This is a genomic window from Nautilia abyssi (assembly GCF_055388085.1).
Genome location: NZ_AP042376.1, coordinates 390,071 through 413,357, shown reverse-complemented (window position 1 = coordinate 413,357; position 23,287 = coordinate 390,071). Strand labels below are relative to the sequence as shown.

At 34.8% G+C, this 23,287-nt stretch carries 19 protein-coding genes and 1 pseudogene; 6 read left to right on the top strand and 14 right to left on the bottom strand.

All coding sequences use genetic code 11. The annotated features are described in order from the left end of the window. Positions 1–132: 132 nt before the first annotated feature. A pseudogene (locus ACZ5EP_RS02105) lies at positions 133–1,662 on the top strand (methyl-accepting chemotaxis protein); the annotation flags it as partial. Positions 1,663–1,823: 161 nt separating this feature from the next. Here ACZ5EP_RS02105 and ACZ5EP_RS02100 read toward each other — a convergent pair. From ACZ5EP_RS02100 to ACZ5EP_RS02090, 3 genes are read right to left on the bottom strand one after another with little or no spacing between them, the layout of a single operon-like run. After that, entirely contained in the window at positions 1,824–2,249 is a 426-nt protein-coding gene (locus ACZ5EP_RS02100; protein ID WP_464509242.1) for an FxsA family protein, read from the bottom strand. Between the two features lie 29 nt (positions 2,250–2,278). After that, entirely contained in the window at positions 2,279–4,003 is a 1,725-nt protein-coding gene (locus ACZ5EP_RS02095; RefSeq protein ID WP_464509241.1) for a proline--tRNA ligase, read from the bottom strand. After that, on the bottom strand, positions 4,003–4,248 hold the full coding sequence (locus ACZ5EP_RS02090; protein ID WP_464509240.1) for an RNA-binding S4 domain-containing protein: 246 nt from the start codon (positions 4,246–4,248) through the stop codon (positions 4,003–4,005). Before ACZ5EP_RS02090 ends, ACZ5EP_RS02095 begins: the two co-directional genes overlap by 1 nt. A 108-nt stretch (positions 4,249–4,356) precedes the next feature. Between ACZ5EP_RS02090 and ACZ5EP_RS02085 the strand changes: the two genes are divergently transcribed. Further along, entirely contained in the window at positions 4,357–5,559 is a 1,203-nt protein-coding gene (locus ACZ5EP_RS02085) for an argininosuccinate synthase (RefSeq protein WP_464509239.1), read from the top strand. 101 nt (positions 5,560–5,660) lie between these two features. Here ACZ5EP_RS02085 and ACZ5EP_RS02080 read toward each other — a convergent pair whose 3' ends face one another. Together ACZ5EP_RS02080 and ACZ5EP_RS02075 are read right to left on the bottom strand one after the other, a co-directional pair. Beyond that, positions 5,661–6,074 carry a rhodanese-like domain-containing protein gene (locus ACZ5EP_RS02080; protein WP_127680630.1) on the bottom strand — a complete coding sequence of 138 codons (414 nt, stop codon included), beginning with the start codon at positions 6,072–6,074 and terminating at the stop codon, positions 5,661–5,663. Positions 6,075–6,128: 54 nt separating this feature from the next. After that, entirely contained in the window at positions 6,129–6,770 is a 642-nt protein-coding gene (locus tag ACZ5EP_RS02075; RefSeq protein WP_464509238.1) for a phosphoribosyltransferase, read from the bottom strand. A 97-nt stretch (positions 6,771–6,867) separates the two neighbouring features. Here ACZ5EP_RS02075 and ACZ5EP_RS02070 point away from each other — a divergent pair, with 97 nt between their 5' ends. Continuing rightward, complete coding sequence (locus tag ACZ5EP_RS02070) at positions 6,868–7,476, top strand: sterol desaturase family protein (protein ID WP_464509237.1); 609 nt, start codon at positions 6,868–6,870, stop codon at positions 7,474–7,476. On the opposite strand, the gene rgy is transcribed toward ACZ5EP_RS02070, so the two are convergent. Then, positions 7,448–10,681 (bottom strand): reverse gyrase, encoded by a 3,234-nt coding sequence (gene rgy, locus ACZ5EP_RS02065; RefSeq protein ID WP_464509236.1) that lies wholly within the window; start codon positions 10,679–10,681, stop codon positions 7,448–7,450. The two genes, ACZ5EP_RS02070 and rgy, sit on opposite strands and share 29 nt — an antisense overlap. Positions 10,682–10,753: 72 nt before the next feature. Here rgy and ACZ5EP_RS02060 point away from each other — a divergent pair, with 72 nt between their 5' ends. The 3 genes from ACZ5EP_RS02060 (at position 10,754) to ACZ5EP_RS02050 (ending at position 14,025) form a co-directional block, all read left to right on the top strand. Beyond that, positions 10,754–12,076: a chloride channel protein gene (locus ACZ5EP_RS02060; protein ID WP_464509235.1), complete on the top strand. Its 1,323-nt coding sequence runs from the start codon at positions 10,754–10,756 to the stop codon at positions 12,074–12,076. A 68-nt stretch (positions 12,077–12,144) separates the two neighbouring features. After that, a complete protein-coding gene (gene hcp, locus ACZ5EP_RS02055; protein WP_464509234.1) occupies positions 12,145–13,566 on the top strand; it encodes a hydroxylamine reductase in 1,422 nt (473 codons plus the stop codon). A gap of 69 nt (positions 13,567–13,635) precedes the next feature. After that, positions 13,636–14,025: a bacteriohemerythrin gene (locus tag ACZ5EP_RS02050; RefSeq protein ID WP_464509233.1), complete on the top strand. Its 390-nt coding sequence runs from the start codon at positions 13,636–13,638 to the stop codon at positions 14,023–14,025. Here the strand turns inward: ACZ5EP_RS02050 and ACZ5EP_RS02045 are convergent. The 8 genes from ACZ5EP_RS02045 to ACZ5EP_RS02010 all read right to left on the bottom strand — a co-directional run bounded on the left by ACZ5EP_RS02045 (position 14,015) and on the right by ACZ5EP_RS02010 (position 23,276). Next, the gene (locus ACZ5EP_RS02045) at positions 14,015–14,680 is read right to left on the bottom strand and encodes a Crp/Fnr family transcriptional regulator (protein WP_246831047.1); all 666 of its coding nucleotides are present in this window, start codon (positions 14,678–14,680) and stop codon (positions 14,015–14,017) included. The two genes, ACZ5EP_RS02050 and ACZ5EP_RS02045, sit on opposite strands and share 11 nt — an antisense overlap. Positions 14,681–14,748: 68 nt before the next feature. Beyond that, on the bottom strand, positions 14,749–16,545 hold the full coding sequence (locus ACZ5EP_RS02040; protein WP_464509232.1) for a menaquinone biosynthesis decarboxylase: 1,797 nt from the start codon (positions 16,543–16,545) through the stop codon (positions 14,749–14,751). Then, positions 16,532–16,999, bottom strand: a complete 468-nt coding sequence (locus tag ACZ5EP_RS02035) for a hypothetical protein (protein WP_464509231.1) — start codon at positions 16,997–16,999, stop codon at positions 16,532–16,534. Before ACZ5EP_RS02035 ends, ACZ5EP_RS02040 begins: the two co-directional genes overlap by 14 nt. Then, the gene (locus ACZ5EP_RS02030) at positions 16,992–17,456 is read right to left on the bottom strand and encodes a SixA phosphatase family protein (RefSeq protein WP_464509230.1); all 465 of its coding nucleotides are present in this window, start codon (positions 17,454–17,456) and stop codon (positions 16,992–16,994) included. The genes ACZ5EP_RS02035 and ACZ5EP_RS02030 overlap by 8 nt, the downstream gene beginning before the upstream one ends. Then, the gene (locus tag ACZ5EP_RS02025; protein ID WP_464509229.1) at positions 17,453–18,622 is read right to left on the bottom strand and encodes a class I SAM-dependent rRNA methyltransferase; all 1,170 of its coding nucleotides are present in this window, start codon (positions 18,620–18,622) and stop codon (positions 17,453–17,455) included. Before ACZ5EP_RS02025 ends, ACZ5EP_RS02030 begins: the two co-directional genes overlap by 4 nt. A gap of 10 nt (positions 18,623–18,632) precedes the next feature. Then, positions 18,633–20,585 (bottom strand): IGHMBP2 family helicase, encoded by a 1,953-nt coding sequence (locus ACZ5EP_RS02020; protein ID WP_464509228.1) that lies wholly within the window; start codon positions 20,583–20,585, stop codon positions 18,633–18,635. Further along, positions 20,575–21,762 (bottom strand): ComEC/Rec2 family competence protein, encoded by a 1,188-nt coding sequence (locus tag ACZ5EP_RS02015; protein WP_464509227.1) that lies wholly within the window; start codon positions 21,760–21,762, stop codon positions 20,575–20,577. Before ACZ5EP_RS02015 ends, ACZ5EP_RS02020 begins: the two co-directional genes overlap by 11 nt. A gap of 113 nt (positions 21,763–21,875) precedes the next feature. Continuing rightward, on the bottom strand, positions 21,876–23,276 hold the full coding sequence (locus tag ACZ5EP_RS02010; RefSeq protein WP_464509226.1) for a replicative DNA helicase: 1,401 nt from the start codon (positions 23,274–23,276) through the stop codon (positions 21,876–21,878). Positions 23,277–23,287 lie beyond the last annotated feature (11 nt).

Sequence of the window (23,287 nt, the reverse complement as noted above, 5' to 3'; positions counted from 1 at the left end):
GTATTTCAAAGCACAAAAGAAGATCTGATAAGTCTTTTTAAGCTTAAAATGGAAGCAAAAAAAGATGTCGGAATCACAAACGCAATTTCAATAGCTCAGAATACCGCCGTAATAGAAGCTTTAAAAACTGGCGACAGACAAATTGCATTGAAAGATCTTAAAAAACTAACAGAAGAATATAAAAAATATACAAAATTCAAAAATATAAAAATACATATACACACAGCTGATCTGCATTCTTTTTTGAGGGTATGGAAACCGAATAAATACGGAGATGACTTAAGCGGATTCAGAAAAACAATCGTCTGGGTAAAAGAACATAAAAAACCTCTGGTTGCCATTGAATTAGGAAGAGCCGGACTGGTTCTAAGAGGTCTTTCACCGGTTTTTGACGATAACAGATATATTGGAAGCGTTGAATTTATGCAGGGTTTAAATTCAATTGCCAAAGATTTAAAAAAACAGCATATATACACTTTAATTATATTTAATAAAAAATATCTAAACATAGCCAAATTTTTAAAAAGCGCTCCTGAAATTATGAACAATTATGTAATGGCTTTGAAAAAAAGCGCTTATGACGAGTCGTTTTACAACGACCTTAAAAACAAAACGCTTCAAAAAATCATAAAAACAGACAAATATTACTGCGTTTCCATTCCGATCAAAGATTTCAGCGGAAACACAGTAGCATACGCAATTCTCGGTAAACCCTTAAATTTAATACAGGGCGCAATAAAAACCAGCGAAAAAAGTTTAATTTACCAGCTTGTGGCAATGCTTATAATCGACATACTGATTGTAGTTATTTTAATGATTATAATTTCAAAAAGCGTTGCGAAACCTATTAAAGAATTAAACGAAAGAGTTGAAGATCTCGCACAGGGCGAAGGTGATCTTACAAAAAGAATAAAAATAGATTCTAACGATGAAATAGGAACCGTATCTTCAAATATAAATAAATTTTTAGAAAAACTTCAAAATATTATTAATTCGTTAAAAAATCTGATTTCACAGACAGTATCTATTACAAAACAGACAGACAGCGTTACGAAAAAAGTTAAAAATTCCATTGAACAGCAGACCAAGCTTCTAAACGACGCAAAATCTTTCACCGGCAATATCGAAGAAGATATAGAAACAACAAGACAGAGTGTTTTAAAAACATCGGAAGACATCAAAAACACCCAAAAAGTACTTGAAGACCTTGCTCAATCTCTGCAGGAAATAGTCTCAAGCATTCAAAACAATTCCAGCCAGGAGCTTGAAATTTCCAATAAAGTAACAATGCTTGCCGATCAGTCAAACCAGATAAAAGAAATCATTACAATAATTAAAGAAATAGCGGATCAGACAAATCTTCTCGCTCTAAACGCCGCAATAGAAGCTGCTAGAGCCGGAGAACATGGAAGAGGTTTTGCCGTAGTAGCGGATGAAGTAAGAAAATTGGCTGAGAGAACCCAAAAGAGTCTCAGCGAAATAGACAGTGCTATAGGCATTATTGTACAGGGGATTATGGAAACACAAAATGAAATACAGAACAATGCTCAAGACTCCGAAAAGCTTTCAAATATAGCCAGCAGCTTGATAGAAAAATCAAATAACGGTATGGAAAAACTTAACACGACAATCAGCATATCGGAAAAAGCAAAAGAAGAAACAGAAAAAATCTATGCGTCTATAAAAGAAATGGTCAAAATTATTGACAATCTGAATAAAGAGGCCTTAACAAGCGAAGAAGCAGTAGCAGAATTAAATCAGATCGTTAACAGACTTGATTTAATTACTAAAAATCTTTTAAAAGAAGTAAATAACTTTAAATCTTAATCCTTTTTCGGGATTTCTTCTATTATTTCCACATCTATAATATCAGAATCGTCATTGTAATAATGAGTTCCATGATAAACAGTGTTACTTTTTAAGAATTTTTTTGCAAACCATTTAGCAAACGGTTCAAACATTAAAAACAGCCCGACCATATCACTGAAAACACCCGGAATAAAAAGTAAAATCGCACCGATAAACTTAAAAAGCCCTATTGAAATAAATTCTTCTTCGCTGATTTCCCTACGCATAACACGCTGCATACTCTCATACATAGAAAAATTAAGGGTTCTAATGATAGTAATACCGGCAACCGCAGTTACAAGAACTTCCAAAAAAAGCCCGAAAGGCGTAAAAACTTTTGCAAACTCATAAGAAAAAAGTATCTCCAAAAAAAGATACACCAAAAAATATATTAGTCCCATAACAATCCTTCCGCTAAAAAAGAAATTTTTTAGCGATTAATAATCTCCATCACTTTCTCAAGTGCCATCTCTTTTTCAACCTCGAACTTCTCGCCCGTGCGTCTATTTCTTACTTCCACTTTACCGTCTTTAAGTTTTTTTCCGACAATAACACATACAGGGAATCCCACAAGCTCAAAATCCGCAATTTTAGGCCCGAATCTCTCTGCTCTGTCGTCAAGTATCGTTTTAACTCCCGCATTTGTCAGTTTATCATACAAATCTTCAGCAAAAATTAACTGCTCGTCTTTTTTAACATCCCCTACTATTATATCAACCACAAAAGGAGCAATCTGTTTAGGCCAGATAATCCCTTTGTCGTCATGGTTTTGCTCTATTGCGGCGGAAATCAGTCTGCTGACCCCTATTCCGTAGCATCCCATGATAAACGGCTTAGCTTTACCGTTTTCATCCAAAAATGTAGCGTTCATAGGCTCACTGTAAACGATTCCAAGTTTAAAAATATGCCCTACTTCAATTCCTTTTGTTATTTTCAAAGGAGCTCCGCATTTTGGACATTTGTCCCCTTCTTTTACAGCGGCTATATCCCTATATACAGTGAGGTTTCCGAGCAGATTCGCATCAAGAAGCCCGGCGCCTTTGATGTGATAGTCTTTTTTATTTGCACCGCATACAAGCTCTTCGGCCATTCTTAAATCATCGTCGATTATATATTTTACGTTGCTTGGAAGCCCAAACGGTCCGATAAATCCAGGTACAAGTCCCACAGCTTCAAGTTCTTCCTCGCTTGCGTCCACAAGTTCAAGCGCACCTACAGCATTTGTAGCTTTGGTTTCTTCCAGCGTATCGGTTCCTCTTACGAAAAAGACAATAATTTCACTTTTCCCGTCATCATATATAGCTTTTTTAACAACCGCTTTTATACTGAAATACGGATCAACACCTATAAAATTACACACATCTTCAATAGATTTCATATCAGGAGTATGTACTTCTTCAATTACTTCCGTTTTTACAGGGTTTTCTCTTTTTTCATGTTTTCTTGTAGCCACTTCTATGTTTGCCGCATAGTCACACTTGCTGCATACTACGATGTCATCTTCACCAGTATCCGCAAGCACCATAAATTCTTTAGATCCGCTTCCGCCTATTGCTCCGCTGTCCGCCCATACGGCTCTGAAGTCAAGTCCCAGTTTAGTAAAAATATTTTTATACGTCTCTTCCATTAAATTAAATTCCCTGTCCAAATCCTCTTCGGTAGCATGGAACGAATATGCGTCTTTCATTATAAATTCACGCCCTCTAAGAAGCCCGAATCTCGGTCTTGCCTCATCCCTGAATTTAAGGTTTATCTGATAAAGGTTTACAGGCAGCTGTTTATAACTTTTAACAGTTCCTCTAACGAGATCAACCACACTCTCTTCGTTTGTAGGAGCAAGTACGAAACTCTGGTCTTTTCTGTCTTTGATTCTTAGTAATTCTTTTCCGTATTTTTTAGCCCTTCCGGTCTCTTCCCAAAGTTCGTTAGGAGTCACAAATGTTAGCATTACTTCCTGCGCTCCTGAAGCATCCATTTCTCTTTTGATGATATCCCTGATATTATCAAGCACCATTTTTCCAAGAGGCGCAAAATCGTATATTCCGGCTGCAACCTGCTTGATATAACCGCCTCTTACCAGATATTTGTGGCTTGCAACCACTGCGTCTTTTGGTGCTTCTTTTTGTGTATAGGCAAAAAATCTACTCCATCTCATCAAATCTCCTTAACATATTCGTGTTTTTTACTTTTTGGAATCGTTTTGGTCTCTGGAATCTGTAAAACTTCGTATTTTTTAATTCCGCTTAAGTAGTGAATTTCTATCGTATCACCCACTTTTACGTCTTTTGCGCTTTTAGCTTTTTTACCGTTGATAAAAACAACCCCTTCTTTGCACATTTCATCGGCAATTGAGCGTCTTTTAACGATATTTACCGCATTTAAAAACTTGTCTATTCTCAAAACGTCCCTTTTTTTGTCAAATTATACAATATTTTATGAATTGAGAATTGATAATGGAGAATGGAGAATTAATTTTTAGTATAATTTGAAAAAAATTAAAGGAATTCAATGAAAGTTGTATTGGCATACAGTGGAGGACTTGATACAAGTATCATTCTTAAATGGCTTCAGGACACTTACGATGCGGAAGTTGTAACATTCACGGCTGACATCGGACAGGGTGAGGAAGTAGAAGAAGCTAGGGAAAAAGCAATAAAACTAGGTGTAAAACCTGAAAATATTTTTATCGAAGATTTAAGAGAAGAATTTGTTAGAGATTACGTATTTCCAATGTTTAGGGCAAATGCGATTTATGAAGGTGAATATCTGCTTGGAACTTCAATCGCAAGACCTCTTATTTCAAAAAGACAGATCGAAATCGCTAAACAGGTAGGAGCTGAAGCCGTAGCGCACGGTGCGACAGGAAAAGGAAACGACCAGGTAAGATTTGAGCTTGGATATTATGCATTAAAACCTGATATTAAAGTAATCGCACCTTGGAGAGAATGGGATCTTAACAGCCGCGAAAAACTGCTTGCATATGCGGAAAAACACGGTATTCCGATTAACAGACACGGCAAAAAATCTCCTTATTCAATGGATGCAAACCTTCTTCATATTTCATACGAAGGCGGTATTTTGGAAGATCCTTGGGCGGAACCTGAAGAAGATATGTGGAGATGGACGGTATCACCTGAAAAAGCTCCTGACAAGCCTGAATATATCGAAATCGATTTCGAAAAAGGTGACGCGGTTGCAATTAACGGTGCGAGAATGACACCTGCACAAATTCTTGAAACACTGAACGAATACGGTAAAAAACATGGTATCGGAAGACTTGACATAGTTGAAAACAGATTTGTGGGAATGAAAAGCAGAGGATGCTATGAAACTCCGGGAGGGACAATACTTCTAAAAGCCCATAGAGCAATTGAAAGCATTACACTTGATAAAGGCGAAGCTCACCTTAAAGATGAAATTATGCCTAAATATGCTGAGCTTATTTACAACGGATTCTGGTTTAGTCCTGAAAGAGAAGCTCTACAAAAACTGATCGACCAGACTCAGGAAAACTGTGAAGGAACTGTAAGACTTAAACTTTACAAAGGAAACGTAACGGTAGTGGGAAGAAAATCACCAAAATCACTTTTCAGTCCTGAATTCGCTACATTTGAAGAAGACAGCGTATATAATCAAAAAGACGCTGAAGGGTTTATTAAACTAAACGCTCTTAGATTTATTATTGAAGGGTATGTAAGAGGTAAAAAATAAGTCTCTTCACTCCTTTTCCTTTATTTTACAAAAAAAGTGTCTGTCACTATATAAACAAAAAACATAAATTTATTAATTTCTTTTAATATCGGAAGGAAAGTTTATCCTTCCGTATGAGCTAAATGTGCTTCTATAAGATATTTAATGTCATCGGTCATTACATAAACGTTTTCATATCCCAGTATATCTAAAAGACCTTTTATTCTGCTGGCAAAAAAAGCTTTTCTGCAAGCTACAATAATCGGCTGTGTTTTATCATCAGGCAATATATCTATATAATCCGCAAATTCCGGGTAAGGAGTATAATACGCATTAACTATTCCGGCTTCTTCGGCATTTTGAGGATCCACTAAATGCGGAAGCGTAACATCAAGTAAAACGGCTCCTACTTCTTTTAATAATTCTCTTGTTTTATGCAAATCAATATTTGCAAGTGCCTCTTTTTCTTTATTAAAATTTAACGCCTCTTTAAATCTTCCGACCACTTCATTTTCAAACTGTGTAAGTTTTGCCATTTCAGCCTCCTTTTTTTATATTATAACTCTAAACGGCTGAAAAAAGCAAATATGCTATTTTACTTCTTTAAGCAATTCTTGAACTTCTTCATCGCTTAATTGATGAAAATCGTCATACCATTTGCCTACGCTCATAAACATATTAGGTGTTTCTAAAATCTCCAAATGATGAGACACACTCTGCAGCATATTCAAAACCTGCTCGTCATTTGGCGCCACCGGTGCTGCAATAATGATGTTATTAGGCATATCTCTTACTATACTCTGTGCGGCGAGATACATACTGGCTCCCGTAGCAATACCGTCATCTACCAAAATAACGTCTTTACCTTCCAGTAATACAGGCTCTTTTTTATATTTATCTCTTAACCTTGCCATTTCCTGAATTTTTTCTATACCTTTTTCCCTGAGATAATCTTCATCAACTCCAAATTTTGAAACCAAAGCTTCATTTACAAACATAATTCCGTTTTCACTTACGCTGCCTATAGCCAGTTCTTCATTACCCGGCGCAGGGATTTTTTTTACAAAAAGCAGATCCAAAGGCGCATTAAGTTCTTTTGCTATTTCTACGCCTACAGGGACTCCTCCTCTTGGAAGAGCTACTACCACAGGATCTTTGATTTTACCCTCTTCCTGCAGTTTTTTGAGCCTCTTAGCAAGGATTTTTCCGGCACCTTTTCTATTTTCATACATTTATGTCCTTTTTTTATTTAATTATATCAAATTGGCACTTTTTTCTGATATAATTTTAGATTATATTAACTTATAAGTTAAGCTTAAGGAGAGGAAAATGAAAGATTTAATTTTAAAAATGACGGCCTCTAAATGGAACTATTATTTAAGTCTATGTGTGGATTTTTTAACGGCAGTCGTTTTTTTAGGATTGAGTATATATTACTCAACGGACATATGGGCAAGCATCGCGCTTTTTATTGTGGGAGTGATATTTTTCACATTCCTAGAATACGCCGTTCATGCATGGCTTTTTCATAAAAATCATCCTTTTAAAGTATTCATAGAAGGACATGCGCATCATCACCAAAACCCGTTTAGTTATGACGCTATGCCGTTTTTTATGAGTGCGGTAATTGCTTCGTTTTTTGCATGGCTTTTCCATTTTTTCATGCCTAGCAGCGATGCGTTCGCAATAGTCGGAGGTATGGCTTTAGGTTATTTTAACTATGGAATCATGCATCACATTATGCACAGACGCGAATTTACAAGCCACTACTGGAGATATATGCAGGAGTTTCATTTCGTTCACCACAAAAAACCGCTTTTGAACCACGGTATTACAACAGATATCTGGGACAGAGTATTCGGTACATATTACCAATGGAATGAAGAAGATTTAAAAGGTATCGAAAAACTTAAAAGAGTAAAGAAAAAATCTTCTTAATTTCCTCTTCATAGCTTTTTTCCCCTTTTTCTATTTCATCCATCGATGCTTCAAGAGCAGCAGTAAATTTTTCATCTACAAATTTCTGATATTTGCTTTCAAAAATTTCTTTTATTACCCTAAAGCCAAGTCTGGTAGAAAAAATATAACCTTTTTTTTCTGTTATATATTTTCTTTCCAGAAGTTTTTCTATTATAACGGCATAAGTAGAAGGTCTTCCTATTCCTTTCGTTTTCATTTCTTCAATTATTTCTGCATAAGTATAAGGTTTTACTTTCGGTTTGTTTAAAAGCGTTTTGTCAATTTCCTTTTCACCTTCAGTAAATTTCACTGTTTTAATAGGATAAACAAGATTGAAACCGTCTTCTAGAATTTGAGTTATAAACTCTTTTTGCTGAGTGACAATTAAAAATGTTTCTTTTAAAACAGTTGTTTCTTTCATTTGTGAAGCGATAAATTTCCTGAATATAAGATCATACAGTTTTAAATGTCTGTCTGAAAGCTCAATTCCCTTTTGAAGAATAAAAACTCTCAGATCATTCATATCCATTGACGCTGTCGTTCTTATGGCTTCATGAGCTCCGATATTTTCAAAACTTCTGGGCTTAAAAAACTCTATTCCGAAATTATCCGATATATAGCTTTTTGCTATCAATATTCCAAGATCGGAAATTCTGTGAGAATCTGTTCTGTGATATGTTATAAATCCTTTTTCAAAAAGATCCTGTGCAAGTTTCATAGTGGTCTGAGGTGAAAACTTCAATTTTTGCGAAGCTTCTTTCAACAAAGAAGAAGTGTTAAACGGTCTTTCAAACAGTTCTTCTTTTTGCGACGATATTTTTTTAATTTCTATTTTTTCTCCTAAAGAAATCAGAAACTTTTCCGCTTCTTCTTTTTTGTCAAAATCAAAATCTATGTTTATATTATCAACAGTTATTCTTACGGTAAAAATTTTTTCTTTAAGCTCTTCCGTTCTGTCGCATATCCATTTTAACACCGGAGTCTGAACCCTTCCTGCGGATAAACGGCTATTTTTAAGCAGTTTTTGTAAATAAAGCGAAATTTTAAAACCTATCCATCTGTCTGCTATTCTTCTTAAAAGCTGGGCTTTTACAAAATTTAAGTTTATATTTCTTGGATTATTTAAAGCTTTGTAAAAAGCCGTTTTGGTTATTTCGTGAAATTCCATTCTTTTTATGTTTTTATTATACGGTTTGTTACTAAGCGTCAAATCCAGAGCTATCTTTTCCCCTTCTCTGTCAGGATCGGTTGCGACATATATCTCTGCAGCTTCAAAAGAAGTTATTCTAAATGCTTTTAAAATCTCTTCTTTATTTTCTATAATTTCATATATAGGGACAAAATCTTTAACACCCCATACTCCTTCGTCTTTAACCAAATCAAAATCGTGCCCTATGCTTGCAGCTATAAGCAAAACCCTGTTTTCCAGCAAAATTTCGTATACTGCGGTATTATTTATTATCCTTTTTGAAGGATTGCCGAAAAACCCGCTTATTGTTTTGGCTTTTGTAGGCGATTCAACTATCACAAAAGCAGTGTTAAAAGCTGTTTTTAAATTCTCTTTTCTGCTTTCGTCCACTTCATTTATTAACTGTTTTAGATTAACGTTTTTAATATTTTTAAACTCTATATTTCCAAACCATTTTAGTTTTTTCTGAAGAGAATAAAACGCTTTTTGGCTGTCAATAAGTACCAGACTGAGCCCTTTAGTCAAATGTCCTTTATAAAACCTGCTGCTTCTGCCGCTGGCCTGAATATACCCTGTAACATCGGCTATTATTATTTTTTCTCCGTCAAAATTAATTTCTTTAGAGTTTTTTATCAAACTGCCGTATTTTTGTATAAGTCCCCTTAACTGTTCAGTTATTTTGGCTATTTTTTCTTCTGCAGATCCTGAAGGTTTAATTATAAACACATACTTTTTCAGATATTCAAGCGCATATTTTATTTTTTCCATATCTTCATCTGATATTCCGCTCTCAGCCAATACAGAAAGCAGTTCAATCATTATAAAATATAAAGCCCTGTAATTTGTCTCGCTTAAATCAAACACCATCTTAGGCACACCTGTAAATAAAGTATATCTTATGTGTTCCGGCAGATCCAGACCTCTGGCCAGAGGATTCCTGTAACTGGCAAATCCTGCAAAACAGCATCTGCCCTCTTTAAACTCTTCCAAATGTTCTTCAAATTCTTCATATGAATATGCTTTTATATCATGCTCCTGCAGGTATTTTATATAATCATTAAGTTTTTCTTTTGTTTCGCTTCCCGGCAAAAACACCAAACCGCCTCTGCCAAGTTTTTTTATCCATTTTGCAGATTTTTCCCATGAACATTCTTCTTCGTACAAATCCTCGATATTTCTTAAATTAAAAGAAGGTCTGCTTATTTCAAATCCGAGAAGATATTTAAACAGAAGAACTCTTTTTGATTTTGGATTAGCCGTGGCCGATGATACGATAAGGTTTCCGTAAATGCTTTTTTTATTTAATTTTTTAATTTCATCGTATTTTTTTTCTTTTATTAATGCAAGTGTTTTTTCCAATGTTTTTTCATCAAAGCCTAACAAAAGCAGTATGTCGTTAATTTTTTTTCCGCTTTTTAAAATAGAATCCACATCGTCTACAAATATCAAATCAAATTTTTTATTTATAATAGATCTGTTTTTATACATAAACTGTGTAGTAGTAATCAGTATATCGTATTCGTCTTTTTTAATTTTTTCTTTTTCTTCTTTTTTACCGGTATATGCGAGTGCGTTTATTCCCCATTCTTTATATTTATTTAAAGCCTGTTTAACCAGCAGTTTAGTTGGGAACATTATGTATGATTTATTAACAAACGCGCTTAAAAGCAGTCCGAATGTTGTTTTGCCTATTCCCGTAGGCGCCAGCAGAGCAAAAGAACTGCCTAGAAAAAATCTTTTTGCCCACATCCGCTGAACAGGATTTAATATATTGCCTGTTTTATTTTTAAAAAACAGCTCAAATTCTTTAAATTCAAGCCTTGCTTTACAAAAAAGCTCATAATTTTTCATAATATCACAGTTTTCAATGTCAGCTATATTGTCGGTTCGTAAATCTTGCATACATTTGTCGCAAAAAACTCCCGCTTCAAGATTATATGACGAAATATCCCCTCCGCATCTCGGACAGCTTTTTTTATAAATCATATTTATCATTTTTATCCTTTTTTTTGTTTCAACGTTATTTATTTTTGTTATAATTGACACTTACGTAAAAAGGAAAATATGATGACAAAAATCATAAAACTTTTTAAAGCGCCTTTAAGTAAGTTTGCCCTTTTAAGAGATTTTTTATTAGCATCAATCTTAACCGGATTTTTAAGCGGTATTTTTGTCGTTATATATGATCTCCTTGCAAAAATAATATCAAGAATACTTTATAAAGGCGATCCTATATCCACTATCCCTAATCTGCCGGTATGGTATGTTTTTATAATTCCTATTATATCCATTTTAATTGTAAATTTTATAATCTCTTTTGACAAAAGTGTTAAAGAATACGGAGTAAGCGAAATAGCGGAAATCGTAAGTGAAGAAAAAGAAATGATCACCATTAAAAATCTTTTTTTAAAGATTATAGCTTCAGCCATTTCAATCGGAAGCGGGTTTTCAATGGGTAACGAAGGTCCTTCAGCCGCTATAGGAGCTATGATCGCTTATAAAATCCACCATTTGCTAAAATTTCCCGCAAACCTTATAAAACCTCTAATAAGCGTAGGAGCCAGCAGCGGTATTGCGGCAATTTTCGTATCACCGATCACAGGTATAGCGTTTGCGATAGAAAGTATTGCATATAATTTTGTAAAAAGCTATATTTCTTTTATTATTGTCGGAAGCCTGAGCGCTTTTACCATTTCCGTAAAATATCTCGATTCTTTTACTTTCGTCTATTCTGCCGGAAGAATAATAGACGACAGGTATATATATCTGACCGCGGCGTTTATTCCGTTTATAACGTTTTTTATTTATCTGTATTTAACTCTTCAAGATAAAATTCTATATGTTTTAAATTTAAAACTTTTTAACAGATTCGGCAAATTCAAAGACATCATTTTCGCAATCATTGGAGGAAGCGTAATAGCTTTAATTCTGATAATAAGCCCGTACGCGGGCTTCACAGGCCATAATATCGTCACACTTCTTATAAACAGTGAAAAAACCATTCCTATTATATTTATCGTTGAACTGCTTTTGTTAAGAATTTTCGCCACGTCTTTTTCCATATATTCAAATGCGATAGGAGGTATGTTCGTTCCTTTGATGAGTATCGGTGCTTTGGTCGGATATCTGTTTGGAGAAATTGTTTTTAAAATGCATATAGAAATAGAACCTTTTTATTTTGCTGCGATCGGGGCAGCCGTTTTTATGGGAGTGCTTATGAAACTTCCTTTAACTTCCATTGTTTTAGCCCTTGAAATAACAAACGATTACAATGTTGTTGTCGCAACGGGTGTAAGCGTTGCTATTATTTCTTACCTAACAAGATTAAATTTCAATATCAAAAAATTCAACACAATTAATATAAATTTCTCTGATCTTAAGATTCATTGACCGCAGTCAATGCATTAAACTTTCCAAAAGACTAAAATACTCCTGTAACAAAATTTTAAGGAGTACTAATGTTCGGTTTATTCGGAAAAAAAGAAGAAACTAAAAATAATTCATGTGATTTACAGTTTTTCTGTAATCAATGTGAAATGAGCGCACCAGGCGGATGCGGTGTCCATGGTGAAAGCAAAGGTGTTTGCGGTAAAACATCTACAAAATCAAGACTTCAGGATTTAATGACATACGGTCTTAGAGGTCTATCTGCGTACAGAGAGCACGCAAGAGAACTTATAGATATGAACAATCCTGATGAAAGACAAATTCTTACAGAAATTGACGACGTTATTTCTGAAACTTTATATTTTACGCTTACAAACGTAAACTTCAACTTTGACGAGCATATTCAGCAGCTAATGAAAGTCGGTAATGCGGGTGTTAAAGTTATGGACCTACTAAGTGAAGCTCATACAAAAGCGCTTGGAATCCCGGCACCAGTTGAAGTTACTCAAAACAAAGCCGAAGGTAAAGGTATACTTGTTTCAGGACATAACCTTGATATGCTTGAAAAACTTCTAAAAAGAATAGAAGAAAGAGGATTAAGTGATAAAATCAACGTATATACTCACTCTGAAATGCTTCCTGCACACGGATATCCTCATCTTAAAAAATTCAAAAACCTAAAAGGTAATATTGGTAAAGCTTGGTTTGACCAGACTGAAATATTCAGCAAATGGAACGGAACATGTGTAGTAAATACTAACTGTATCGTGCCGCCTGAAAAATCTAAAAAAGTACAAAACTATATCGACAGACTTTATACTTATAAAATAGTAGGTATAGAAGGCGCTAAAAAAATCGAAAACGATAATTTTGATCCGCTAATCGATCAGACTTTAGAACTGCCTGATATTACAGGTTTCGACAGTGACGAAAAACTTGTAACAGGTCACCACTACAAAACTGTTCTTGACGCATACGGAGCAAAAGTTCTTGATGCTATTAAAGAAGGCAAACTTAAAAGAGTATGGGTTATCGCAGGATGTGACGCACCTGGTAAAAAAAGAGACTACTTCAGAGAGCTGGCTCTTGCCGTTCCTAAAGATCACATCATTATCACATCAAGCTGCGGTAAATTCAGATTCAACGACGTAGATTTCGGAACTGTACCTGGTACTGACATTCCAAGATATATCGACCTTGGTCAGTGTAACGACTCAAACGGTGCGGTACATATCGCTCTTGCAGTTGCTAATGCTTTAGGTGTAGAAGACGTAAACGATCTTCCTGTATCAATCGCGCTTCTATGGATGGAGCAAAAAGCTATTATTATTCTTTTAGCATTATTAAGCCTTGGAATAAAAGATATTTTAATAGGGCCAAACGCTCCTCAATTTGCCGACGAAGCTATCGTTAACTTCTTAGTTGAAAACTTTAACTTCGGTGTAATCAGCGGTGATATTCACAAAGATTTCGGTAAAGAACTTGCTTCTTAATTTTTCTCCCTCCTTTGTGGGGCCTTTGTGCCTCTTTTTATACTATAATTACGACAAAAAGGTATTAGTATGCTCATAGAAAAAGTAAACCCGGTTGCATTTGAACCGATGAACGAAATACACAACAGAGAACTTCACTATGTAAACAGTTTGTATGACGCTATCATAAACGGAAAAGACGTAGAAAAAGCTTATGAAGAATTTTTAAATGACGTAAAAGAACATTTTGCTTTTGAAGAAAAACTTATGGAAAAATACAATTTTTTTGCCATTGTTCCTCATAAAATGGAGCATGAAAGAATATTAAACGAACTTACAGAACTTAAAAGCAGACTAAATGACACTGAATATCTTAAAGATTATTTAACAAAGGCGTTTATACCTTGGCTGGAAAATCATATTAACACAATTGATACGGTTACGGCAGGGTTTTTCAAAATGGTAAACGCTACCATGTAAAAAATTCTTTTATTTTTTCTTTATCTTTTACTATTAACTTGCTTCCGGTATTTTCAATTATTCCGAGTTCTTTAAATTTTTTAAGTTTTCTGCTTAATGTTTCAGGTTTTATATTCAAAAGACTGGCAATGCTGTGCTGTTTAAGTTCTCCGAACATTTCATCATTGTCATATATAAACTTTGCTATTTTTGTTTCGGTATCAAGGATAAGATTATCCTGAATAAGATCGTCTAAAAATTTCATTTTTTTAAGAAGAGAACTCATTATGGAAAAACAGACATCTCCGTTTTTCATAAATTTTTTGAAAGGCTCAAATTCTATTTTTAAAATAATTCCGTCTTCATCCATTGCACAGTTGGCGGGATAAGGCATATTTTCGAAATTTGCAAGTTCAGCAATTAAAGACACGGGCAGAAATTTATGTATTACAAGCTCATTGCCTTTATTGTCTACTTTATACACTCTTACACTTCCGCTGATAAGAAGATGAAGATACGCAGGATTTTCTTTTTCATAAAAGACTATTTCGTCTTTTTTTAAATTCTTTACGATTGTGAATTTTTCTATCTCTTTAATCTGCTCGTCGCTGAGACCTTTAAATAAAAAAAGGTTGCCTAAATCCATATACACCTCTTTTTGTTGTAATTTTATCACAAGACCCCAGCTTCTTTACAATTTATTTACGTTTTTTTGTCAATTTTATTACATAAAGTAATAAACGATTATTCAATAACCTGATATTTTTTTAAATCCTCTTCTGATATTCCGTCTATTAAGTTCATTTCTTTTAGTTTTTCAATAACTTCAGGTGTTATATCGACATCTGGCGGCCACTCACGGTTAAATCCGTCTATTTTACTTTTGTTTGTCCCGTCAATCCCTATGATTTCTTCAATCCATACATCCCTCAGGGCATCGATATTATTAGTCACCCTCCATACAAGCATATACGGATTAAACGTCTCAGGAGTATTGATAAACACCGCGATTCTTAAATGCTCTTTGAGTTCTTTTAACTTATCGAAAATTTCCCTTGCGGGCTTTGTTTTATTGAATTTGATCACACATACCGGATTTTTGGTATCCGTCATATACTGTTTAATTTCCTCCACACTCTCATCAAGCGCTTTTATTTTCTCAAACAATTCTTCATCACTTAAAACTTTGCACTTTTCACTTTTCACTTTACATTCAGCCGTTGCATCCACTCCAAGCTTTCCGCCTACAAGTTCTTCTACGCTTGAATGGTCAAGCTCGTCTACAACACCTTTGCTTATAAGCACTTTTTCAGGATCCAGATTGTTAAGTATATATCTTGTTATGTTTTCATAATCTCTAAGTTCAGGCGCATCCTCACCTACAAAAACCGCGTGTTTTACAAAACTCATCTGCCCGACACCCCACAAAGAGTGCATTACCTGCATACTGTGTCCGGGATATCTAGGAGATATTTTACAAAGAATTAAGTTATGAAAAACCCCGTTTTCAGGCATTGCGTAATCAATTAAATCAGGTGAAGTGGTTTTAAGTAGAGGCAGAAATATTCTCTCTGTCGCATAACCCATATATTTGTCTTCCAAAGGCGGTTTTCCGACAACAGTTGCATAAAACACAGGGTCTTTTTTAGTTGTAATGGTTTCTACATGCATAACCGGAAACGGCTTTTTAAGCGTATAATATCCGGTATGGTCTCCAAACATTCCTTCTATTTCCATTTCTTTAGGGTCACACCATCCCTCAATTACAATATCCGCATCCGCTGGAATCTCAATATCGTTGCTTATACATTTGACAAGTTTAGGGTTTTCGCGTCTTACGAATCCGTACAGCATTACTTCAAATATCCCGGGAGGCATCGGCGCAGTAGCACACCATGTCCACAGAGGATCCCCTCCTATTGCAACTGAAACGGGCATTTTTTTGCCTGCCTTTTTATACTCCCAAAACAAGTGTGCGCTGTCTTTATGTATCTGCCAGTGCAGTCCGAGTCTTTTATCGTCATATATCTGAAGTCTGTACATTCCCACGTTTCTGACACTTCCGTCAAGACTTTTGGTATAAACCTGTCCCATTGTGATAAATTTCCCGCCGTCAAGCTCCCATGTTTTAAGTATCGGAAGATTAGAAAGTTTTGCGGCGTCTCCCCGGTATACTCTGTACTGACACTCTCCGGATTTAATGGTTTTTGGAATTGTGTTTTTAATTGCAAACAGCTTTCCGAATGCTTTTAATTTTTCACTAAGTGTTTTAGGAGGTTTCATTTTAATAAGACTTTCAATCTCACCTGCTATTTCATCAAGGTCTCTTCCAAATATCTCTCTTACAACCTCATCGTTTGCAAAAATATTCATAACAACAGGCATATCAAACTTTTTGCCGTTTTCCACAGGGTTTGTAAACATCAGTATTTTAGGATTTTCTTTTTTTGCTTCTATATAAGCCAAATGCGGTATTTCAAGATTAATATCCAAAGGCTCGTCTATAATTTTTATATGTTTTTGCAGATCACTTAACTTCATCACCGTCCTTTAACAACATCATTATTTTAGAAAGCAGTATCATTATTTTAAAAACCTCTTTTAATAAATATTCTTTTTCTTCCAAATCTTCCGGATAAGAAAGCATACTTAAAATCTCCAATGCTTTTATTATAGCTTCGCTTATTTCATTCCCGTAAACAGAATTAAGCTCCTGTCTTAATTTTTCTAAATCTTTGCTTAAAACAAAATCTTCCGGTAAAAAAGGAGCAAAAAACAAAGCAAGCTCACGTGAAAGCTTTTCATAATTGCCGTCAAAATATTTCATTAACTCTTCTTCAGAAATATCTGCGTTATGAAATTCATCATAAAATTCAGCATATTTTTCCAGACCGTATTCTTTTAAAAAATCTTTTAAACTTTTTTTATCATATGATTTAAAAAGAAAATAGAGTGCTATTTCACTGAATTTGTCGTTTTTTAATTTTTCAAGCATTTTCGTCCTTAAAGTGTCTGTATTGAAAAAGAGCCCTTAAAACCCCCTCTTCTATTTCTGCAAGAGAAGGTTTTCTGAGTTTCAGTTTTAAATTAGGCGCATACATAAGTTCTCTTACGAAATTACTAAGATCAGGTTCATGTCCAACTATAGCCACCACACCCTCTTTATTTTGTAAAACCTGTTTAAGTTCAATCATACCCGCACCCGGATACAGCAAAGCAGTTTCTTCAAAAAAAGCATTAGGGTAATAAGATTTTAAAATTTCCGCAGTCTGTTTTGCGCGCAGGGCTTTAGAAGTTATGATATAATCAATTTCCGGATATATTTTTTCTATATGTTTGAAAAATTTTTTAGCTCTTTTTATACCTTTTTCTACTAAAGGCCTTTCAAAGTCGTGTCCGTTAAACTCTTCCCTTTCCATTGCCAGAGAATGCCTGATAAATAAAAGTTTCATTTTGTTTTCCTTAAAAGTACTCCCGTTAAATAAAGCGAATTCGGTATATTCAAAACATAAGGATGGTCATAATCCTGTTTTAAAAATTCCATAACCGACAAATAAGAATTATCAATAATACTGCTGCTTAACGCCAAATCCAGCAGATCTTTTGAAGTTATTGAATGTGAGCAGCTGAAAAGTGCAAGACAGCCTCCGTCTTCAAGCAGTTTTAAAGCGTTTACTATTAAATATTTCCAGCCCTTAATAGCCCCGTTTCTCGCTTTTTTATTTTTAGCAAAGGCCGGCGGATCTATAATAATCAGATCATACGTTTCTTTTTCTTTTTCAAGAAACTTAAAAACGTCCGCTTTAATAATATCGTAATTCTCAACTCCGTTTAATTCACAGTTTTTTTCTATCTGTGAACAGGCAAGTGCCGAAATTTCTACGAATTTAGTATATTTGGCATTTGCATAAATCCCAAATCCTCCCGCATTGGCAAACAGATCCAGTGTTTTTTTATTCCCGAATTTCCCTACTAAATATCTGTTCTTTCTTTGATCAAGAAAAAATCCGGTTTTCTGTCCTTCTTTTAAGTTTGTCAAAAATTTTTTATCATTTTCTTCTATTATAAATTCATTATCTACATTGCCGTATATGGTATGGGAAATAACTTCCAGCCCTTCTTTTTCTCTGATTTTATCTGCCTTTTCATATATGCCTTTAGGATTTAACAGTTCAATCAGTATTTCAAGTATTACTCCCTTAAAATTATCCATACCCGCAGTGGTAAAACTCACAACAAGATTGTCTCCGTATTTATCTGCTATAAGACCCGGCAGAAAATCCGCTTCCGAATGAATAAGTCTTAAAGCATTAGTAGTGCTTGCGTTAATTTTCCACAAACCGTTTTTAACAGGTCCGTTTTTTCTTTTTTCAATCGCTTTTTCTATTCTGCTTTTGAAAAATTCCCTGTCTATGTTTACTTTTTCAAAGCTCAAAACCCTTGCCGTAATTTTACTTTTCGGATTAACAAACGCCGTTGCCGCATATTCGCCTTTATAAACAAGATCGGCTATACTGCCTTTATCGCATTCAGGTATTGAAACTATTTCGTTTTTATATATCCAGGGCACTCTTCTTTTCAGCTTGTTAAAAGCCTCTTTTGTTATTTCTACCTTCATTTTCCGTCTTTCATTTTAAAGTGATATATTTTCCGTTGCTTTTTATGTATTCTATCAAATTTTTATAAGTTTGGCTGACAATCAGCGTTTTAGCGTCTCCGATAATGATAAGTTTTCTTTTTGCTCTGGTAATCGCTACGTTCAAGCGTCTTATATCTTTTAAAAAGCCTATTTCCTCTCTTTCATTTGCCCTGACTAAACTTAATATTATTATTTCCTTTTCCCTGCCCTGAAATCCGTCAACACTTTTAACTTCCAGCAAATCACTTTTTACTTTACATTTTTCACTCTTAACTAAATTTTTTATGTATTCCTCATGGTCTTTATACGGAGTAATTATCCCTATATGCTCTTCATTAGCACCGTTTTTCAAAAACTCTTCAACGAGTGAAACTACAAATTCAGCTTCTTTCGGATTGTATTTTGAGGGTGAATCTTTTTTGTTTTTTTCCATAAATTTGCCGCATGTGTCTATAAATACAGCCGGTATATACTCCCCGTACATTTCACTCGGCTGGATATTAAGATCTTTTATCGTTATATCCTTAATTTTTTCATAAGTTTTTACTTTGCACTCATAAAACTCGCAGCTTGGAAATTCATTTATTTTTTCATTCATACGGTATTGTATTTCAAGAGTATGTAAAACATTCGGATATAAAGCGCTGAATCTTTCAAACATACTTATTTTCAGTCTTTCGTCATTGCTTAAAATAGTAGGAGGAAGCTGTTTGTGGTCTCCTGCAAATATTACACTTTTACCTTTAATAAAAGGTATCAGGCTGCTAGGCTCCATCGCCTGAGCCGCTTCGTCTATAAATACCGTATCAAAATCCCTGTTTTCCAGAAATTCTCCTCCGCATGCCGAATTTGTAGCAAAAATTATTTCAGCGTTATTTAAAACATCATTCATAATCTGTTCGATTATTTCGTTTTTCTGATCGTACAGTTTATTTATATTCTTCTGAATTTTAAGCCATTCGGCCATTTCCCTCATCCATTCTTTCAGTACTCCTCTGGCCCCTTTGCCCTCTTTTGCATATTTTAATATTTCCTCATCGCTTAAACCTCTTCTCCTTCCGGGAGTCGGTTTTTTATATCTTTTATCCTGCAGATATTTCAAATCATCGATTTTTTTAATTATTTTTTCAACCTCTTTATATCTTTTATCGCGTCTAACTTTTACATCCAGCGAATATTTCATAAGTTTAGAATCCATTTTCGCAGGATGTCCAATTCTTACGACATTATATTCCCTGAGTTTCTCAAGCAGGTTGTCAACAGCTACGTTGCTGTCGGCGGAAACAAGCAGTTTTTTGCCTATATGTTTTTTGATCACCTCCGCAAGAGTTGTAGTCTTACCGGTTCCCGGAGGTCCGTGTATAAGAAAAACGTCTGAATTTATGGATTTGCTAAGCGCTATGTTTTGAGATTCGTTTAAAATATCGCTTTTTTCGTCAACCGTTTCAACTTTCGGCTCTTTTTTACCGAGCAGTATTTCCTCACCATTTTCAATTTTCAATTCTCCATTCTCAATTTTTTCAAGCGCTTTTTTCATTCTTTTAAAAGTTATATCGTTTACAAACAGATCAAGTCTGTAAAGTTTTGAACGGAATATCGGTTCTTTTGAATATACTTCTATAAAATTTCTTCCAACACCGCTTACAGTCGCCTCCTGGTTAAACTTAAGGGGTTCTCCTTTGCTTATAAGCACAATATCTCCGGCTTTAATCTGATGTTCGGGCATATTGTTTCTGTTAAATCTGTATATTTTAAAATCCAGAAATTCTCCGACGTATTTCATTCTAAGCCCTAACACCGCACGGCCTCTTTTTTGTCTTTCGCTACCGCTTAACCTTTTTATCTCGTTTAAATGAAACTCTTTTTCCGCCAGACGTTCTTTTTCTATCAATTTTTCAAAATATTCAACATATTCTTTTACTGTCTTAAATTTATACAACATATACTCCTATAGCATAAAATATTATTAATAATGATACCAGATTTATACCATAAAATAGCCTTTTTGAAAAAAATGCAAAAACACTTCCCAATATAAAAAACAGCCCAAACCATAATGGGATTTTCACCGTTACAAAGCAATCTCCAAAATGAAGAAACTTTTCTAAAACAGAATCGAACACTCCCCCGAAACCTATCATATGCAGAAAAATTTCAAAAGGATAAAACAGGGTAAACAGTATGTTTATAACGGGAGAAAAAAGCTGGTATAAATTGAAATTTCCGAAAAACATATGCGAAACAACAAACATATTCAAAAACATATAAAAACTCAAAATAAGAGAATTTATAAACGTAGGCCTGTAATATCTGAAAAACAGATAAATATAAAACACCCCCAATATACTCAAAAAATAGCCGAGACTGAAAACTTTGCTTCCGAATATTATTAAAGAAAGAAAAAACACTGTAATCAATACTTTCAGGGAAAAAGGGTTTTGAAGATTGTAAGCATATAAAAACACAACAATTTCAAGTATATACGCCCTGATAAGAGAAGGCGGAAATCCTGTAATATACAGATATAAAAATTCAATAACAAAAACAGCCGCGGCCAAATCCGCAAATCTGTTCCGGTATGGAAAACGTGTTTGAAACAGTTTATAAAACGGAGTCAAAAAAACATACAAAAACACGGACAAAAAGCCTAAATGCAGACCGCTTAACGCTACTAAATGCGAAACACCCAGAGTGCTCAGCTCCTGCCTCGTTTTATGAGTGATACTTTCTCCCAAAAACAGAGCCTTAAAAATATCTGCCGTTTCTTTTCTCAGATGCTGTTTTTCTATATATTCGTCAGCCTTTGAAACCGGCAGAAGTTTAATATTAAAACTCGGAGCATAAAAGGTAAACATAAAACCGCTAAAAGCTATATTAGACGTTATAATGCTTAAAGAGAGTTTTTCGTTTAACAGATTTTTTAAATCTTCTTTGGATGTTGTATAAAAACTAAGCGTTCTGTTTCTAAGCTTCAAAACATAATAATCGCCTCTTTTTCCTTGTTTTTTATACTGATTAACCACATTTGCGTTTATATTTTGAACCTTATGATATTTAAAATCAAGATAGTTGAAAAAAGAGATCTGGAATCTGACCGTTATAAGAATAACAGCAGCCAAAATTAAAAATTTATTTTCTGAAAAATATCGCGTAATTTTAAAATATACCGCAAAAAGCGGCGGTTTTAATCTATCTGTCTTTGACAAAATCTCCATATATCATTCTCTATTCCCTAAATGGAAGGTATTTCTATCTGAGCCTCGCTCATTTGAATTTCCTGTACTTCACTGACTTTATCTGTAAACAGTACATAATTCTTATGAAACAGCATTTCGACTGTGCCCGTCGGCCCGTTTCTCTGTTTACCGATGATTATTTCGGCGTCTTCAACTTCTTTTTCTTTAAACTCTATCTGAACGGCCTTTCCCTGCTCCATTGCTTCTTTTTGTTTCTGCTTCGCCTCCATCGCTTTATAAACGTCGTCTCTGTATATAAACATGATTATATCGGCATCCTGTTCAATTGCGCCTGATTCTCTAAGGTCGCTCAGCATCGGCCTTTTGTTAGGTCTGCTTTCAAGTGAACGGTTAAGCTGTGAGAGCGCAATAATAGGAATCTGAAGCTCCCTTGCCAAAAGTTTCAGGCTTCTTGAAATTTCAGCAATTGCCAGATGCCTTTCTTTTAAATCCGAATTGATAAGCTGAAGATAATCCACTATTGCCAAAGAGAGTTCCGGATTTTGAATTTTAAGCTTTCTGAGTTTTGCTCTGATGGTATGAATATTTACATTACCTTCGTCATCTACAAACAGCGGTTTTTCGCTTAATTCGTCTGCAACAGCCGTAAGCTTGCTCCATTCATTGTCATCGAGATTCCCCCTTCTTAAATCCTGAAGCGGTATTTTCCCGGCTGAGCTCAGCATTCTGAGCATCAGCTGGTCGGCCGGCATTTCAAGTGAAAATATTGCCACGCCCTTATTCTGTTTTAATACATTTAAAGCAAGATTTAAAGCCAAAGCCGTTTTACCCATAGAAGGTCTTGCGGCTAAAATAATCAGATCACCTTCTCCAAAACCGCTTGTCATTCTGTTAAGTTCAACGTAACCCGTATCAAGTCCCGTTACGATTTTATTCTGTTTGCTTACCTGGGCTTTGATATATTCAAGCGTTTCATCTATAATAACCTGTGAATTTTTAAAATCTCCGGCAAGATTGGAAGTTGCGATGCTAAAGAGTTTGCCCTGTATTTCTTCTACTTCTTCAATAGCTTTTTTATCGTCTTCCAAAACTGTTTTTTTAATTTCATTGGAAAGATGTATAAGTTCCCTTTTAACCGCAAGATCCTTAATTTCCCTCGCATAAGCTTCGACAGCCTCAATAGGAGCCGTTCCGAGTATTTCCAAGAAAAGCTCTTCATCAAATTTATTCTGTTTAGTAAGATAGTCTCTTAAAAATATTTCATCAATCGGATAATCTTTTTTAGAAAGATCCTCCATCGCCGCAAAAATATTCTGATGAAAAGGAAGATAAAAGTCGGAAGGTTTAAGAATAGACGCCACATCTTCATATATTTTCCCGTCAAACAATATGGCGCTCAGTATCCCTCTTTCTATATCCAGGTTGTAAAGTTCCACTATTTTTCCTT